We start from the raw sequence: 16,906 nt of genomic DNA, 5'->3' as shown, positions 1-16,906 counted from the left end.
AGACGACTTCACGGCCCGCTACCCGGGCTCGGCCCACGGCGCGATCCCCGTCCTGAACGACGCCGGGAAGTGGACCGTGGTGCTGTATCACGTCAAAAGCGGTCCGACCGATTATCAGAGCTTCGGTTGCACCGGATTCCTGGGGGGAAGCTCCTAAACTGGCGCGGGCGGACTCGCGGGCGGTGAGGGGCGGTTGACGGTGCGTAAGGCGTGGCTCTGGGCGGGTGGCGTCGCCGCGGCGGGACTGAGCTTCGTGCTGCTGCTCGTCGTCGGGGTGTACGTCATCGCGGGCAACCTCATGAACGGCGTCGGCGGCGCCGGGCGGGCCCTGGCCAAGGGGGCGGTGCCCGCGGCGTACCAGGCACTGGTGCAGAAGTGGGGCACGCTGTGCCCGGCGCTCAACCCGGCGCTGCTCGCCGCCCAGCTCTACCAGGAGAGCGGGTTCAACCCCGGCGCGAGGAGCCCGGCGAAGGCGCTCGGCATCGCGCAGTTCATCCCCGGCACCTGGGCGACGCACGGCATCGACGGGGACGGGGACGGCGACCGCGACATCTGGGACCCGAATGACGCGATTCCGTCGGCCGCGTCGTACGACTGCGAACTGGCCAAGTACGTCAAGGACGTGCCCGGGAACGCCACGCACAACATGCTCGCCGCCTACAACGCGGGCGCGTACGCGGTCATCAAGTACGGGGGCGTGCCGCCGTACAAGGAGACCCAGAACTACGTGAAGACGATCACCACGCTGGAGGACAGCTTCGCCGCGCCGGTCAGCCGGCTCGACCCGTCCAAACAGGCCGCCGGTGCCATCTACTTCGCGCAGAAGAAGCTCGGCACGCCCTATCTGTGGGGCGGTGAGGGCACGCCTGAGCAGGGCGGACGCTTCGACTGCTCGGGTCTGACCCAGGCCGCGTACGACAGTGTCGGGATCAAGCTGCCACGGGTCGCCAACGACCAGTACAACGCCGGGCCGCACCCCAAGCGGGACGAACTGCTGCCGGGGGATCTGGTGTTCTTCTCGAACGACCCCACCGACTCGCGGGCCATTCACCACGTCGGCATCTACGTGGGCGGCGGGTACATGATCGACGCGCCCCGCACGGGTGCCGTCATCCGGTTCGACCCGATCGACACCAAGGACTACTTCGGCGCCACCCGGGTCACCGAAGATGGCGCGAAAGCGCTCCCCACCGCGGTGTGAACGCTCCGTGAACCCACCCCCTGAGCTGGGGTGATGAGTCTCTCTTCGATAACGTCTGCGTGATCATTCGGTGGAGGGTGGAACGTATCAACGGGGGTCGTGCGTTCCTGTTGACGTAGCCGGGCAGACGACTGACGACCACGAGGGACGACGTCCGACGTAAGCGGATCTACATCCACGGGGGTGGCAGCAAGCGGCGCACGCGAGGTGCGCCCGGGACAACGACGAAGGGGCCGCAGCACGATGGCTGGACTCGCCGAATCCGGGTCGAACCCCGACGTCGACCTGCTCTACGACATCAACGGCCTGGCCAAGGACGCCCCGCACTGGTTCGACCGGGTCATGGAGTTCGTCGGCGAGTACGGGCTGCTGCTCGCCATGGTGCTGCTCGTGCTGTGGTGCTGGTGGACCGTGCGGCGCCGCGGCGGCGAGAACGCCGCCTCGTCCGTGGCCGCGCTGGTGTGGGCGCCGCTCGCCGCCGGTGTCGCCGTCCTCGTCAACGTGCCGATCCGCGGCTTCGTCCAGCGGCCGAGACCCTTCAACGACCACCAGGGCCTCGACGTCCTCGTCTCCGGGAAGAACGACTTCTCCTTCGTCAGCGACCACGCCACCCTCACCATGGCGATGGGCGTCGCCCTGTTCGTCGCCAATCGCCGCTTCGGGCTGGTGGGGATCGGGCTCGCCCTCCTCGAAGGGTTCTGCCGCGTCTACATGGGCGTGCACTACCCGACCGACGTCGTCGGCGGCTTCGCCCTCGGTACGGCCGTGGCGCTGCTGCTCTCCCCCCTGGCCGGTGCGCTGCTCACGCCGCTCGCCAAGGCCGTGGAGCGCTCGAAGGCCGGCTGGCTGATCCGGTCCCGGCGGCACGAGGCCGCGGGGCGGGAGGCGCTCATCCCGGGCGCCCGCAGCGAGCGGCGGGCCGACGCGGAGGAACGCGACCTCGCCGCCTGAACGGGCGCCGGCCGGGCCCGCGGGACGGTCCTTCGCAGGGCCTGCGGTCTCGTCCGGTGCCGTGGTCTCTTACCGGGCTGGTCTCTTACTGGGCTGGTCTCTTACCGGGCCTGGTCTGACCGCGGCTGGTCTTACCGGGCCTGGTCTCCTACAGGGCCTGCGGGAAGGTGAAGAAGCGGTTCGGGTCGTAGGTCCTCTTCACCTGCGCCAGGCGGGCCGCCGCGTCGCCGTAGTAGGCCGTGCGCCAGTTCCGCAGCGTGGGGTCCGTGTAGTTCTGGTACGCCGCGCCGGACGCGTACGGGCGCATCGCGCCGTGGGCGGTCGTCAGCCACGACTGGGCCGCCGTGCCCGGGGTGCCCGCCCGCCAGGCCGCGATGTACTGCGCCAGCATGCGGGAACGGCGGTGCACGAACGCCGTCGCCGTCGGGGAGACGCGGTTCACCGCACCGCCGAGCGCGGTCAGCGCGAAGCTGCCGGTACCGCCCCGCACCGCCTTGATCTGCGCGAGCAGGGTCTGGATTCCGGCCTGCGACAGGGAACGGTCGAAGAAGTCCGAGCGGGCCGCGTACGTCTCGCGGTGCAGCAGGCCCTGCGGGGAGCGGCCCGGTGTCGCGCCCGGCAGATGGCACTGCGCGTCGGCGGAGAAGGCCGAGCAGCCGGCGTAGATCTCCATCGCCTCCTCGTAGGAGCGGCGGCGCAGCGAGACGCTGGTGGCGTCGGCCTTGGCGGCGTGCGCGAGGCGGTCGACGGCGTTCTTCAGCTCGCCGTACGTGCCGAGGGAGAACGCGGAGACCGTGACGGTCGGGGTGCCGCCCGTGTCGTTCGCCAGGTGCAGCGACGACCAGATCTCGTCGGGCTGGGACGGGCCCCACTCCTGCCACGCCTGCACCACCGCGGCCGCCTTCGACCAGGGCCAGCTCAGGTACGCGGTGACCGCCTGCGGGGCGGGGTGGGTGCGGAAGTGCAGCTCGGTGACGACGCCGAAGTTGCCGTTGCCGGCGCCGCGCAGCGCCCAGAACAGCTCGGGGTGGTTCTTCGCGTCGGCGGTGAGCTGCCGGCCGTCGGCCGTGACGAGCGTGGCGGCGGTGAGGCTGTCGCAGGTCAGGCCGTAGGCGCGGGAGACCACGCCGTGGCCGCCGCCGAGGGTGAGACCGGAGACGCCGACGGTGGGGCAGGAGCCGGCGGGTATCGTCGCGCCCTTCGCCGCCAGGGCGCGGTAGACGTCGATGAGCTTGGCGCCGGCGCCCACCACTGCCGTGGTGCCGGACGCGCGGACCTTGTTCAGCTTCGAGACGTCGAGGATCAGGCGGTTGTCGCCGGAGGACCAGCCGGCGTAGGAGTGGCCGCCGTTGCGGATCGCGACGGTGAGGTGGTGGGCGCGGGCGAAGGCGAGGGTGGTGCGGATGTCGTCGGCGTGCGCGACGTAGGCGACGGCGGTGGGCTTCAGGGTGTCGAAGCGGGTGTTGTACAGCTGGTGGGCGGCGGGCCAGGCGGCTTCGCCGGGGCGGACTAGGGGGCCGTCGAGGTCGCGGGCGAGGGCGGTGAGGGGGGTGGCGGCGGAGGCGGTCTTCAGCGGGGGGAGTGTGGTGGGGGTGGTTTTGGCGGTGCCGGTTGCTTTGGCGGTGCCGGTGGCTGTGGGGGTGCAGGCGGCTGTGGTCACTGCGGTGACCGTGGCGGCCGCGGTGCCGCCGAGGAAGGTGCGCCGGTCCATGTCTCTGGTCTCCGTCCCGTGGGGTTCTGTGGGTGGGGACGGGGTGGGGGAGCGCGGGGTTCCATGAACCGGGGTGCGGTGGCCTGCGGTGCGGGGGCCCGGCGGTGCGGTGTACGCCGTGGGGTGCCGTGCCCTGCGGTGCAGGGTGCCCGGGGTTGTGGTGAACGCCGTGGGGTGCGCTGCCCGGCGGTGCGGGGTGCCTCCCCCAAGCACTACGTGCAGGGGGTACCCCCAGCGCCCACCCGTGCCGCCCCAGCGGTACGACTGCCCGCAGCTGCGCATGACTGGGCGGGCGCCGCCCCAGCGGTACGACTGCCCGCAGCTGCGCCGCGTGACTGCCCGCGGTTACGCCGGGGGCCGTCAGAGGGTGTGGGTGTGGGTTTCTGCGTCTGTTCTGGCCTGGCTTCGGGCTCGGCGGGCCGGGCCGCGCCAGCCGCAGGTGCAGCGGGCCAGGCAGAAGCGGCCTTGCTCGACGGTGGTCGTGCGGTGTTCCGGTTCCGGTGCCGGGGAGCCGTCCTGCTGGGTCACCTCTCCACCGTATCGGGCGCGGGTTAACGGACCGTTAGGTGTGGGCCCGTCCCTTGGCCGTGCGGGCGTGACGGCCACAGCTACCCGTCGTTAACGGGGCAGACAGGCGGCCCGTGACGGACGTACCGGCTGGGGGTAGGCAGCGATGGCACAGCGGCGGCAGCGCCGGCGGCGCGCAGGCGGGGCACTCGCCACGGCCGGGGTCATGGTGTGCGTGTGCGCCGGTGCCGCCGGGTGTTCCGGCCGCGGGGCCGCCGCCGAGGACGCGCGCGGCGAGGGCGACGTGGTCGGGATGCTGCGGAAGTCCGCGGACCGGCTGGCGGCGGCCGGCAGCTCCAAGGCGCGTACGGCCATGGAGATGGCGACCGGAGGGACCCGCGTGACGATCCGCGGGGAGGGCGTGTACGACTTCCGGCGCCGGCTGGGGGAGTTGAGGGTCGTCCTGCCGCAGGACCCGGCGGGCAGCAGCGAGCACCGGCCCATCACCGAGCTGCTCGCGCCCGGGGCGCTGTTCATGAAGAACCGCGGCGCGGGGGTGCCCGCCGACAAGTGGGTGCGGGTGGAGAGCGCCCAGGTCTCCGACGGCAACCTCGTCACCGGCGGCGCGACCGATCCGTACGCCGCCGCCGAGGTGCTGCGCGGGACGCGGACCGCGACGTACCTGGGGCGGACCGAGGTCGCCGGGACGCCGGTGCGGCACTACCGGGGGACCGCCGATCTCACGGTGGCCGCGCGCAGCGCCTCCGCCCCCGCCGGGCGGGAAACGCTGGGCGCGGCGGCGAAAGGGTTCGCCACCGCGCTGGTGCCGTTCGACGTCTACCTCGACGACGAGGGCCGCATCCGCAAGATCCGGCACCGGTTCAGCTTCGTCAACGGGCAGAAGAAGGACGCCGTGGCGGTCGCCTCGACGACGCTGCTGTACGACTTCGGGGCCCCCGTCGCCGTACGGCTGCCGCAGCGCGCGGACATCTACGCCGGGCGGATCGCCGAGTAGTCCGGGCGGGCCGGGCGGGTGTGGCCCGGGTGGTGGGTCCGGCATGGCCCGTGCCGTATGGCCGAAACGGTGCCCGGTGGCCGAGGACTAGCCCTTCCGTGCCATGCGCGGGCCATGGGCCGCTCCCTACTCTAGGAAGCCGGTGACGGCAGAGATGAGGTGAGGCTCGTGGCTCCGCTCGGCGGTACGGCGGTTCAGGACCATGTGGCCCTCGCCGAGATAGAGCTGTGCTGCGAGCTGATCATCGCCGCCTCGGCCGCCCGGGAGCGGCTGAGCATGGAGAGCATCGACGAGGTGCTGCGCGTGGCCGAGGAGCGTGCCGCCCGCGGCGAGTGAGCCCGGCCCGGGCTCAGTGCTGAGGGGCTCGGATGCCCAGGGGCTCAGGTGCGCAGCATGCGGGCGATGGCCTGGGTGGCTTCCTTCACCTTCGCGTCGATCTCGTCGCCGCCCTTGACGGCCGCGTCGGCGACGCAGTGCCGCAGGTGCTCCTCCAGCAGTTGCAGGGCGAAGGACTGCAGCGCCTTGGTGGAGGCGGAGACCTGCGTGAGTATGTCGATGCAGTAGACGTCCTCGTCGACCAGCCGCTGCAGACCGCGGATCTGGCCCTCGATCCGGCGCAGCCGCTTGAGGTGCTCGGCCTTCTGGTGGTGGTAGCCGTGCACGCCGCGGTCGTGGTCGGTCACCACGTCCGGCGCCGTCGCCGTGGCGTCCGTCTCCGCTGCGGAGGGCGCCCCCGCGCCGGCCTCGGTGGTCGTCATCGCGTCCTCCCAGTGTGCTGACAAGTGTGCCGACCCGTGTCCAGAATACGGCCATATACCCCGGGTGGGTATATGGTAACGAAGTTTGCCGGGTAGAAGGGGATGCGGCCGCGGATGCCCCCGTGCCGACCAGTCTCCCCGATGGGCGACACTGGGAGGCGGCCCGTTAGCCGTGGCCGGATGATGCGCCTAGCATCAGCCTGACCGAAACCGATGCATCCCGAGGACCCCACGTGCGCTTTCGTCTGACCCCCAGGGAGACGAGCTTCTACGACATGTTCGCCGCGTCCGCGGACAACATCGTCACCGGCTCGAAACTCCTGATGGAACTGCTCGGGGCGGACGCTTCCGCCCGGGCCGAGATCGCAGAGCGTATGCGGGCCGCGGAACACGCGGGCGACGACGCGACACACGCGATCTTCCACCAGCTGAACTCCTCGTTCATCACGCCGTTCGACCGCGAGGACATCTACTCCCTCGCCTCCTCCCTCGACGACATCATGGACTTCATGGAGGAGGCCGTCGACCTGGTCGTCCTCTACAACGTCGAGGAGCTCCCCAAGGGCGTCGAACAGCAGATCGAGGTGCTGGCGCGGGCCGCCGAGCTCACCGCGGAGGCCATGCCGAACCTGCGGACGATGCAGAACCTGACCGAGTACTGGATCGAGGTCAACCGCCTCGAGAACCAGGCCGACCAGATCCACCGCAAGCTGCTTGCCCATCTCTTCAACGGCAAGTACGACGCGATCGAGGTGCTCAAGCTCAAGCAGATCGTGGATGTGCTGGAGGAGGCGGCGGACGCCTTCGAGCACGTGGCGAACACGGTGGAGACCATCGCCGTCAAGGAGTCCTGACCCCTTCATGGACACCTTCGCTCTGGTCGTGACCATCGCGGTCGCGCTCTTCTTCACGTACACCAACGGCTTCCACGACTCCGCCAACGCGATCGCCACCTCGGTCTCTACCCGCGCGCTCACCCCGCGGGCGGCCCTGGCGATGGCCGCGGTGATGAACCTCGCGGGGGCCTTCCTGGGGTCGGGCGTCGCCAAGACCGTCAGTGAGGGCCTGATCGAGACGCCGAGCGGCTCGACCGGAATGGCCATCCTCTTCTCGGCGCTGGTCGGCGCGATCGTCTGGAACCTGGTCACCTGGTACTACGGCCTGCCGTCCTCCTCGTCCCACGCGCTGTTCGGCGGCATGGTGGGCGCGGCGCTGGCGGGCGGCACCGAGGTGCTGTGGAACGGCGTCCTGGACAAGATCGTCATCCCGATGTTCCTGTCCCCGGTCGTCGGTCTGATCGTCGGCTACCTGGTCATGACGGCGATCATGTGGCTGTTCCGCCGGTCCAACCCGCACAAGGCCAAGCGGGGCTTCCGCATCGCCCAGACCGTCTCGGCCGCCGGCATGGCCCTCGGCCACGGTCTGCAGGACGCGCAGAAGACGATGGGTGTCGTCGTCCTGGCCCTGGTCATTTCCGGCCACGAGACGTTCGGCGACCCGATCCCGGTGTGGGTCAAGCTCGTCTGCGCCGTGATGCTGTCCCTGGGCACGTACGCCGGTGGCTGGCGGATCATGCGCACCCTGGGCCGCAAGATCATCGAGCTGGACCCGCCGCAGGGGTTCGCGGCGGAGGCGACCGGCGCGTCGATCATGTTCACCACCGCCTTCATCTTCAAGGCGCCGATCTCCACGACCCATGTCATCACCTCGGCGATCATGGGTGTGGGCGCCACGAAGCGGGTGAACGCCGTGCGCTGGGGCGTCGCCAAGAACATCGTGCTCGGCTGGTTCATCACCATGCCGGCGGCGGGTCTCGTCGCGGCCGCGGTGTTCTACGTCGTGAAATTGGTCGCCCTGTAGCGACGCCGGCCGGCGCCAGGCGCCGTGCACACCAACGGGCCCGCCCCCCGGGAGCCAGGGGGCGGGCCCTTTTGGTGCCTCGCGGTGGCACCGCCATGCAGCACCGCGAGGGGTTCGGGCGGCTGCCCGGCGCGGTGCCGGTCAGTCGCGGGCGGCTGCTCGGCGCGGGGGCCGACCAGTCGCGGGGCGGCTCAGCCGAAGCGGCCGGAGATGTAGTCCTCGGTCGCCTGCACCGACGGGTTGGAGAAGATGCGCTCCGTGTCGTCGATCTCGATCAGCCGGCCGGGCTGGCCGACCGCCGCCAGGTTGAAGAAGGCCGTGCGGTCCGAGACACGGGCGGCCTGCTGCATGTTGTGCGTCACGATGACGATCGTGAAGCGCTCCTTCAGCTCCCCGATCAGGTCCTCGATGGCGAGGGTGGAGATCGGGTCCAGCGCCGAGCAGGGCTCGTCCATCAGCAGCACCTTCGGCTCGACCGCGATCGCGCGGGCGATGCACAGACGCTGCTGCTGGCCGCCGGACAGGCCGGAGCCGGGCTTGTTCAGGCGGTCCTTGACCTCGTTCCAGAGGTTGGCGCCCCGGAGCGACTTCTCGACGATGTCGCTCAGCTCGCTCTTCTTGTAGTTCCCGTTCAGGCGCAGGCCCGCCGCCACGTTGTCGAAGATCGACATGGTGGGGAAGGGGTTCGGGCGCTGGAAGACCATGCCGACCTCGCGGCGCACCGCGACCGGGTCGACCCCGGAGCCGTACAGGTCCTCGTCGTCCAGCATCACCTTGCCTTCGACGCGGCCGCCCGGGGTGACCTCGTGCATACGGTTCAGGGTGCGCAGGAACGTCGACTTGCCGCAGCCCGAGGGGCCGATGAACGCGGTCACCGAGCGGGGCTCGATGGTCATCGAGATGTCCTCGATCGCGCGGTGGTTGCCGTAGTAGGCGGACAGTCCGCTGACGTCGATTCGCTTGGCCATGATTACGTCACTTCTCTTCTTCGGTCGCTGTTGGCCGCTGTCAGCGACCGGTCTTCGGGGACTTCCAGCGGGCGATGCCGCGGGCCACCAGGTTGAGGATCATCACGAAGGCGATCAGGGTGAGCGCCGCCGCCCAGGCGCGGTCGTAGGCCGCGTTGGCGCCGGAGCTGTTCGCGTACTGCTGGTAGATGTACAGCGGCAGCGAGGCCTGCGGATCCTGGAACGGGTTGCTGTTGATGAAGCTCGTCTTCCACACCAGCAGCAGCACCGGGGCGGTCTCACCGGTGATACGCGCGATGGCGAGCATCACACCGGTGGTGATGCCGCCGATCGACGTCGGCAGGACCACCTTGAGGATGGTGCGCCACTTGGGCACGCCCAGGGCGAGGGAGGCCTCGCGCAGCTCGTTCGGGACGAGCTTGAGCATCTCCTCGGTGGAGCGCACGATCACGGGCATCATGAGGATCGACAGCGCGAGCGACCCGGCGAAGCCGGAGTAGCCCATGTCCAGGATGAGGATCCAGAAGCTGAGGACGAACAGGCCGGCGACGATCGACGGGATGCCCGTCATGACGTCGACGAAGAAGGTGACGGCCGTGGCGAGCTTGCCGCGTCCGTACTCGACCAGGTAGATCGCGGTGAGGACACCGACCGGCACGGAGATCAGGGAGGCCAGGCCCACCTGCTCCAGGGTGCCGAGGATGGCGTGGTAGATGCCGCCGCCGGGTTCGGTGTCGGCGACCACGCCCATCGAGTGGGTGAGGAAGTAGACGTTCAGGACCTTGATGCCGCGGACGACGGTCGCCCAGATCAGCGACGCCAGCGGGATGACGGCGAGCAGGAAGCACACCCAGACCAGGGCGGTCGCGATGCGGTCCTTGGCCTGGCGGCGGCCCTCGACGCGGGCCGAGATCGTGAAGGTGCTCAGCACGAACAGGATCGCGGCGATCAGGCCCCACTGGACCTTGCTGTCCAGGCCGGCGGCCAGGCCGATGCCCACGGCCACGGCCAGTGAGCCGGCCGCGAACGCCCACGGGGACCACTTGGGCAGTCGGGCGCCCTGCAGCGCGCTGCGGTGCTTGTCGGTTGCGACGGCTGCGGTGCTCATGCGTTGGCCCCCGAGTACTCCTTGCGGCGGTTGATGATCATGCGCGCCGCGCCGTTGACCAGCAGGGTGATCACGAACAGGACCAGACCGGAGGCGATCAGCGCGTCCTGGCCCAGCTCGGTGGCCTCGCTGAACTTGCTGGCGATGTTCTGGGCGAACGTGCCGCCGCCCGGGTCCAGCAGGCTGGCCTTGATCTCGAAGGTCGGGGAGAGCACCGTGGCCACGGCCATCGTCTCGCCGAGCGCGCGGCCGAGGCCGAGCATCGAGGCGGAGATCACGCCGGAGCGGCCGAAGGGCAGCACCGACATCCGGATGACCTCCCAGCGCGTGGCGCCGAGGGCGAGGGCCGCCTCCTGGTGCATCAGCGGCGTCTGCCGGAAGACCTCACGGCTGACGTTGGTGATGATCGGAAGAATCATGATCGCGAGCAGGATGCCCACGGTGAGCAGGGAGCGCGCGGCGCCGCCCTGCCAGGAGAAGATCCCCGTCCAGCCCAGGTAGTCGTCCAGCCAGCCGTACAGGCCGCTGAGGTGCGGGACCAGGATCAGGGCGCCCCACAGGCCGTACACGATGGACGGCACCGCGGCGAGCAGGTCGATCACGTACGCGATGGGACCGCTCAGCCGGCGGGGGGCGTAGTGGGTGAGGAACAGCGCGATGCCGACCGCGACCGGGACCGCGAGGGCCATGGCGATGATCGAGGAGACCACCGTGCCGAAGGCCAGCACCGCGATGCCGAAGACCGGCGGGTTGACGTTGGTGTTCCAGTCGAACGTGGTGAGGAAGTTGCCGTCGTCCTTGCTGATGGCGATGGACGCGCGGTAGGTGAGGAAGACCGCGATGGCGGCCATGATCACCAGCAGGAAGATGCCGGAACCGCGGGACAGGCCGAGGAAGACCCGGTCGCCGGGGCGGGTGGCGCCGCGCGCGGCGCGCTTGTGCTCGGCGGCGGGCGGCTCGGGCGTGGGGGGAGGAGCGTCGGTCGTCTGCGTCGATATGTTCATCGGGTTCTCCGGTCTGCGGAGCCGCTGGTCAGGGGCGGCTCGGTGGGGTCGTCACGCGTGGGCGGCCCCGGGCGGCGGTGCACCGGACGGTGCGGCCCGGCTCCCAGGGGAACCGGGCCGCACACTCGCTTAGCTCAGGCCCTCGATGGTGGTGCGGACCTTGGCGATGATCTCGTCGGGGATGGGGGCGTAGGAGTTCTGGGACAGGATCTTCTGGCCGTCCTCGGAGGCGATGTAGCGCAGGAACGCCTTGGTGCCGGGGAGAGTGTCGGCCTTGTTGCCCTTGTCGCAGACGATCTCGTAGGTGACCAGGGTCAGCGGGTAGGCGCCGGCCTCGGTCGGGTTGTAGTTCAGCTTCAGAGCCAGGTCCTGGCCGGTGCCGGCGACCTTGGCGGAGGCGATCGCCTTGGAGGCGTTCTCCGCGGTGGCCTTGGCGGGCTCGGGAGCGGCGGTCTTCAGGTCGACGGTCTTGATGCCGTCGGCGGCGTAGGACAGCTCGAAGTACGAGATCGCGCCGGCGGTCTGCTTGACCTGCGCCGCGAGGCCGGAGGAGCCCTGCGCCGCCTGGCCGCCCTTGGCCTGCCAGGCCTTGCCGCCGGAGTACGGCCAGTCGGCCTTGGCCTGGCTGATCAGGTACTTGGTGAAGTTGTCGGTGGTGCCGGACTCGTCCGAGCGGTGGAACGCCTGGATCTTGAGGTCGGGCAGCTTGGCGTTCGGGTTGAGCGCCGCGATCGCCTTGTCGTTCCAGTTGGTGATCTTGCCATCGAAGATCTTGGCGATCGTGGAGGCGTCCAGCACGAGGCTGTCGACGCCCGGCACGTTGTAGCCGACCGCGATCGGGCCGCCGACCATGGGCAGGTCGATGGCCTGGCCGCCGGAGCAGACCTTCTTGGACTCGGTGACCTGCTCGGGCTTCAGCGCGGAGTCCGAACCGGCGAACGCGGTCTGGCCCTGCAGGAAGGCGGTGATGCCGGCGCCGGAGCCGGTCGGGTTGTAGTTGACCTGCACGCCGGAGCAGGCCTGCGAGAACTGCTTCACCCAGGCGTCGATCGCGTTCTTCTGCGCGGTGGAGCCGGATGCCTGCAGCTGACCCTTGGCGTCGTCGCACTTGATGTTGCCCGCCGCGGCGGACGTCGAGGAGCCACCGCCGCTCGACTTGCTGCCGGTGTCGTCGGAACCGCACGCCGTGAGGGCCAGGGCGCCGGAGACGGCGAGTGCGCCGAGGGCGAGGGCCCGCCGGTTCATGCGCTGAAGCTTCACTTGAGGAATGTCCTTCCAGGAGCCGCCGTCCTGATTCGGCGGCGTGCGAAGTCTGATTGCTGCGAAGTCCGGGCGGGGCGGACACGTCCCCCAACGCGTCCGCACCGGGTAAGGCCGAAATTAGGCAGATCAGGTGAAGCCGCCGAAGGGCGTGAATGAACGCGGGGTGAACCCCTGGGGACGGTGTGGTTAGGTCACGGAACGCTTACGTCGAGGACACGGGCCGATCCCGGAGCGAGCGGTACGGATCATGCCAGGCGGAGCGCGCGGAGCAGCGCGTCCACCAGCGTGCGGTCCCTCGGCTGGGTGAGGCGGGCGCGGGCCGCGGCCGGGGACAGCCACAGGACGCGGTCGACCTCGTCGGTGGGGGTGAAGGTGCCGCCGGTGGCCTGGGCGGCCCAGTAGCGGACTCGCTTGGGGCGGCCGTTCGCCAGGTAGCGCTGGGTGGGCAGCTCGGTGCCGGGGGCGGCGGTGTGCCCGGTCTCCTCCAGGGTCTCCCGCAGCGCGCCGGCCAGATCGTCCTCGGCCTGCTTGAGCTTGCCCTTCGGGAAGGACCAGTCGTCGTACTTGGGCCGGTGGACCAGACACAACTCCAGCGTCCCGTCCAGCGGGGAAAGCCGCCACAGGACGCAGCCGGCGGCCAGGACGACGGGGGCGTTCATGGGCGGCGGGGGGTGCATGGGGTCCTCGTGGGGTGCCGGTTGCTCAGCGGGGCTGGGGGGCCTTGTGGTCGTGCCGGGTGCTGGGTGGGTGCTGCGGCTTCCTTTCGTCTCGGGGGCTCGGGGGCTCGGGGGAGCCTGTGGCTCTCCCCCTCGCCTGTCAGGAGAGTCCCACCGCTTCCTTCACCCACGTGCGCTGGAACGCGTACCGCGCCGCCTCCACCTCGTGGCGCTGGTCGGCGTGCAGCACACCGAGGGCGTAGGCCGTCGCGGGCGCGATCCGCGGGGTGCGGGCCGCCTGCGCCGCGGCGGCGGCCGCCTCGGAGGCGTCGCGGTGCCGGTCCAGGGCCTGCCCCGCCTGCAGCAGCCGTACGTCCAGCGGGGCGGTGCCGCCGAGCAGCACCTCCCGGGCGTAGCGGTGCAGCCGCAGCAGCAGGCGCACCTGGTGCCAGGGCGCGTCCTGCGGGTGCGGCGCGGGCGGGTCGGGAGACAGGCCGTGCACCAGCGCCTCGGCGTTGTACGGGCTGCCCGCCGTGACCAGCGGCAGCGCGGTCACCGCGTCCGTCAGCCGCTCCTGCGCCGCCGCGGCCAGCGGGCGCAGATCGGCCGCCGGGGCCACCAGCGGGACCTCGCTGGCGAGGACGGCGACCTTGTCGGCGACGGCATGGAAGCGGGCGGAGCCGAGCGCCTGCAGCGCCGTGGAGTGCGCGCGGGTGCGGGCCAGCGTCAACTGCCGTTCCAGCAGCGCGCCCGCCTTGGCCGCGCCCACGGTGAGCTGACCGCGTTCGCTCGCGGTCGCGTGGTGCGTGCCGACGGCCTGCGCGGGAAGGGACGACGAGCCCGACAGGCGCTGCAACGCCGTCAGCAGCCGTTCCAGCCGGGCCTCGTAGGCGTGCTCCAGGGCCAGCGTGCCGGAGACCCAGGCCAGTTCGGGACGCATCTGTTCCGACCAGTCGGCGTCCAGGACCGGGCGGAAGGTGTGCAGGCTGCCGCTGATACGGCGGGCCGAGCGGCGCAGGGCGCGCGCCGCGTCGACGGCCTCGAGCGGGCGCTCGCCGGTCCTGCCGCCGCCTGCGGCCGCCGCTCCCGTTCTGCCGCCGTTCGCGCTCGCCCCTCCGGTCCTGCCTCCGTTCGCCGCCCCGCCGGTCTCGCGGTGCAGGCGCAGGGCGCGCAGGAACTCCGTTGCCTGGGCGCGGAGATAGCCTGCGAGCGCGTCACCCGTCACCTGTCCGGCGGTGGGGTCCGTCAGATCATGGTGTTGCTGTGCCACGCCGGCGCCTCCGGGCGTCTATGAGCATCTCCTGAACGTTGCGCAGGGGCTGACCGTCCGCGTCGGTCGCGTGCCGGGTCCACTCGCCGTCCGCGCCCAGGTGCCAGGACGCGGTGGTGTCGGCCATGCCGGTCTCCAGCAGCCGGTTGAGCGCGGCCCGGTGGCCGGGGTCGGTGACGCGGACCAGGGCCTCGATACGGCGGTCGAGGTTGCGGTGCATCATGTCGGCGCTGCCGATCCACACCTCCGGTTCGCCGCCGTTGCCGAAGGCGAACACGCGGGAGTGTTCCAGGAAGCGGCCGAGTATCGAGCGGACCCGGACGTTCTCCGACAGGCCCGCGACACCCGGGCGGATCGCGCAGATGCCGCGCACCCACACGTCCACCGGGACGCCGGCCTGCGACGCGCGGTACAGGGCGTCGATGATCGCCTCGTCCACGATCGAGTTGACCTTGACGCGGATGAACGCCGGGCGTCCGGAGCGGTGGTGCTGGATCTCCTTGTTGATCCGGGAGATCAGCCCGTCGCGCAGGGACTTGGGCGCGACGAGCAGGCGGCGGTAGGTCTCGCGGCGGGAGTAGCCGGAGAGCCGGTTGAACAGGTCCGACAGGTCCGCGCCGACCTGCGGGTCCGCGGTGAGCAGGCCGAGGTCCTCGTAGAGGCGGGCGGTCTTGGGGTGGTAGTTGCCGGTGCCGACATGGCTGTAGCGGCGCAGGGTCTCGCCCTCCTGCCGTACCACCAGCGACAGCTTGCAGTGCGTCTTGAGGCCGACCAGGCCGTAGACGACGTGGCAGCCGGCCTCCTCCAGCTTGCGCGCCCACTTGATGTTGGCGTGCTCGTCGAAGCGGGCCTTGATCTCGACCAGGACGAGGACCTGCTTGCCGGACTCGGCGGCGTCGATCAGCGCGTCCACTATCGGGGAGTCGCCCGAGGTCCGGTACAGCGTCTGCTTGATCGCCAGCACGTCCGGGTCCTGGGCCGCCTGCTCCAGGAACGCCTGCACGGAGGTGGAGAAGCTGTCGTAAGGGTGGTGCAGGAGCACGTCGCGCTGGCGCAGCGCCGCGAAGATGTCCGGCGCGGAGGCGGACTCCACCTCGGCGAGGTCACGGTGGGTGCCCGCGATGAACTTCGGGTACTTCAGCTCCGGGCGGTCCAGGCTGTGGATGCGGAACAGGCCGGTGAGGTCCAGGGGGCCGGGGAGCGGGTAGACCTCCGCCTCGGAGATCTTCAGCTCGCGGACCAGGAGGTCCAGGACCTCGCGGTCGATGGACTCCTCCACCTCCAGGCGCACGGGCGGGCCGAAGCGGCGCCGCATGAGCTCCTTCTCCAGCGCCTGGAGGAGGTTCTCCGCGTCGTCCTCCTCCACCTCCAGGTCCTCGTTGCGGGTGAGGCGGAAGGCGTGGTGCTCCAGCACCTCCATGCCCGGGAACAGCTCCTCCAGGTGCGCGGCGATCACGTCCTCGATGGGGACGTAACGGCCCGGGGAGGCCTCCAGGAAGCGGGAGAGCAGCGGGGGGACCTTCACGCGGGCGAAGTGCCGGTGGCCGCTGACCGGGTTGCGGACGACGACCGCGAGGTTGAGGGACAGGCCCGAGATGTACGGGAAGGGGTGGGCCGGGTCGACCGCGAGGGGGGTGAGGACCGGGAAGATCTGGTGCCGGAACAGGGTGAACAGGCGGGCCTGCTCCTTCTCCGCCAGCTCGCTCCAGCGGACCAGGTGGATGCCCTCCTCGGCGAGGGCCGGGGCCACGTCCTCGTGGAAGCAGGCGGCGTGCCGCGCCATCAGCTCGCGCGAGCGCGCCCAGATCATCTCCAGCACCTCGCGGGGCTGCAGGCCCGACGCGGAGCGGGTGGCGACACCGGTCGCGATACGGCGCTTGAGGCCGGCGACGCGGACCATGAAGAACTCGTCCAGGTTGCTCGCGAAGATCGCGAGGAAGTTGGCGCGTTCGAGGAGGGGGGTGTCCGGGTCCTCGGCGAGTTCGAGCACGCGCTCGTTGAAGGCCAGCCAGCTGCGTTCCCGGTCCAGGAAGCGGCCCTGGGGGAGCGTGCTGCCGTCCCGGCCGTCCTGGGTCTCCTCGTACGCGTCCAGATCGGCGTCGAGGTCAGGGTCGAGGTCGGAGACCGGGGCGGACACCGTGTGGGGGCGGTGCGCGGCGATGGAGCCCACGGAAGGCTGCGCTTGCTGGACCTTTTCCTGCGTCTCTGACTGGCTCATGGACCCATTCTTCCGCGCGAGGAGGGCGATGGGCGCGTCGGAACGTGCGGGGCCCTCCGGGGGGTGCGGGTCTGGGACGGCGGGCTTCATTGGCCGAGCGTCGCAAGCCCGTCTGAATCACCGGTTACGGCGACGTGACGTGTGGGATAGCGGGGGGAGTCTTGGGGTGGGCGGGGTGCGGGTGGGGTGCGGTGCGGTGTGTTGCCGGGTGCGGGCTTGTGGGTGGTTGCTCGCGCAGTTCCCCGCGCCCCTTGAATGCCTGCGGCGGCCCGCGCGGGTCCGGTGGCCGGTTGCGGTAGCGCCTTCTGCCGGTGGGTGGGTCGGGGCCGCGGTGGGGGGTGTCCGTCCTCGGTACGGCCTTACCTCTTCCCAAGAGGCTGACGAAAGGCAATGCCGTCCGCTGCGGGCGGACACCC

Annotated in this window: 15 protein-coding genes; 6 read left to right on the top strand and 9 right to left on the bottom strand. The window is 70.8% G+C overall.

The annotated features are described in order from the left end of the window. The first annotated feature begins 193 nt into the window (after positions 1–193). Together ACF1AL_RS37240 and ACF1AL_RS37235 are read left to right on the top strand one after the other, a co-directional pair. Positions 194–1,201, top strand: coding sequence for a bifunctional lytic transglycosylase/C40 family peptidase (locus tag ACF1AL_RS37240; RefSeq protein ID WP_366841473.1), 1,008 nt, complete (start codon positions 194–196; stop codon positions 1,199–1,201). A 243-nt stretch (positions 1,202–1,444) separates the two neighbouring features. Continuing rightward, positions 1,445–2,152: a phosphatase PAP2 family protein gene (locus tag ACF1AL_RS37235; protein ID WP_366841472.1), complete on the top strand. Its 708-nt coding sequence runs from the start codon at positions 1,445–1,447 to the stop codon at positions 2,150–2,152. A gap of 148 nt (positions 2,153–2,300) precedes the next feature. Here the strand turns inward: ACF1AL_RS37235 and ACF1AL_RS37230 are convergent, their stop codons facing one another. Beyond that, the gene (locus ACF1AL_RS37230) at positions 2,301–3,863 is read right to left on the bottom strand and encodes an FAD-binding oxidoreductase (RefSeq protein ID WP_391828700.1); all 1,563 of its coding nucleotides are present in this window, start codon (positions 3,861–3,863) and stop codon (positions 2,301–2,303) included. 673 nt (positions 3,864–4,536) lie between these two features. Between ACF1AL_RS37230 and ACF1AL_RS37225 the strand changes: the two genes are divergently transcribed. After that, positions 4,537–5,385: a hypothetical protein gene (locus tag ACF1AL_RS37225; RefSeq protein ID WP_391702535.1), complete on the top strand. Its 849-nt coding sequence runs from the start codon at positions 4,537–4,539 to the stop codon at positions 5,383–5,385. 168 nt (positions 5,386–5,553) lie between these two features. After that, positions 5,554–5,721 carry a hypothetical protein gene (locus tag ACF1AL_RS37220; protein ID WP_366841468.1) on the top strand — a complete coding sequence of 56 codons (168 nt, stop codon included), beginning with the start codon at positions 5,554–5,556 and terminating at the stop codon, positions 5,719–5,721. A 44-nt stretch (positions 5,722–5,765) separates the two neighbouring features. Here the strand turns inward: ACF1AL_RS37220 and ACF1AL_RS37215 are convergent, their stop codons facing one another. Then, positions 5,766–6,143: a metal-sensitive transcriptional regulator gene (locus ACF1AL_RS37215; RefSeq protein WP_386586322.1), complete on the bottom strand. Its 378-nt coding sequence runs from the start codon at positions 6,141–6,143 to the stop codon at positions 5,766–5,768. 233 nt (positions 6,144–6,376) lie between these two features. On the opposite strand from ACF1AL_RS37215, the gene ACF1AL_RS37210 reads away from it, so the two are divergent. After that, positions 6,377–6,997: a DUF47 domain-containing protein gene (locus ACF1AL_RS37210; protein WP_103782764.1), complete on the top strand. Its 621-nt coding sequence runs from the start codon at positions 6,377–6,379 to the stop codon at positions 6,995–6,997. Between the two features lie 7 nt (positions 6,998–7,004). After that, positions 7,005–8,003: an inorganic phosphate transporter gene (locus ACF1AL_RS37205; RefSeq protein ID WP_366841466.1), complete on the top strand. Its 999-nt coding sequence runs from the start codon at positions 7,005–7,007 to the stop codon at positions 8,001–8,003. Positions 8,004–8,194: 191 nt separating this feature from the next. On the opposite strand, the gene pstB is transcribed toward ACF1AL_RS37205, so the two are convergent. From pstB to ACF1AL_RS37170, 7 genes are all read right to left on the bottom strand, one after another. Next, positions 8,195–8,971, bottom strand: a complete 777-nt coding sequence (pstB, locus tag ACF1AL_RS37200; protein ID WP_366841465.1) for a phosphate ABC transporter ATP-binding protein PstB — start codon at positions 8,969–8,971, stop codon at positions 8,195–8,197. A 40-nt stretch (positions 8,972–9,011) separates the two neighbouring features. Further along, positions 9,012–10,079 (bottom strand): phosphate ABC transporter permease PstA, encoded by a 1,068-nt coding sequence (pstA, locus tag ACF1AL_RS37195; RefSeq protein WP_384212710.1) that lies wholly within the window; start codon positions 10,077–10,079, stop codon positions 9,012–9,014. Next, entirely contained in the window at positions 10,076–11,083 is a 1,008-nt protein-coding gene (gene pstC, locus ACF1AL_RS37190) for a phosphate ABC transporter permease subunit PstC (protein WP_366841463.1), read from the bottom strand. Before pstC ends, pstA begins: the two co-directional genes overlap by 4 nt. A gap of 129 nt (positions 11,084–11,212) precedes the next feature. Beyond that, positions 11,213–12,343, bottom strand: coding sequence for a phosphate ABC transporter substrate-binding protein PstS (gene pstS / locus ACF1AL_RS37185; RefSeq protein WP_366841462.1), 1,131 nt, complete (start codon positions 12,341–12,343; stop codon positions 11,213–11,215). A gap of 248 nt (positions 12,344–12,591) precedes the next feature. Continuing rightward, positions 12,592–13,005, bottom strand: a complete 414-nt coding sequence (locus ACF1AL_RS37180; RefSeq protein ID WP_391828698.1) for an NUDIX hydrolase — start codon at positions 13,003–13,005, stop codon at positions 12,592–12,594. Between the two features lie 157 nt (positions 13,006–13,162). Then, the gene (locus ACF1AL_RS37175) at positions 13,163–14,272 is read right to left on the bottom strand and encodes a CHAD domain-containing protein (RefSeq protein ID WP_391828696.1); all 1,110 of its coding nucleotides are present in this window, start codon (positions 14,270–14,272) and stop codon (positions 13,163–13,165) included. Then, positions 14,253–16,580, bottom strand: coding sequence for an RNA degradosome polyphosphate kinase (locus ACF1AL_RS37170; RefSeq protein WP_384212699.1), 2,328 nt, complete (start codon positions 16,578–16,580; stop codon positions 14,253–14,255). The genes ACF1AL_RS37175 and ACF1AL_RS37170 overlap by 20 nt, the downstream gene beginning before the upstream one ends. Positions 16,581–16,906: the final 326 nt, after the last annotated feature.

The sequence above is a fragment of the Streptomyces sp. NPDC014801 genome, from assembly GCF_043082085.1.
GTDB lineage: Bacteria > Actinomycetota > Actinomycetes > Streptomycetales > Streptomycetaceae > Streptomyces.
This window is presented reverse-complemented; position numbering and strand designations above follow the sequence as displayed.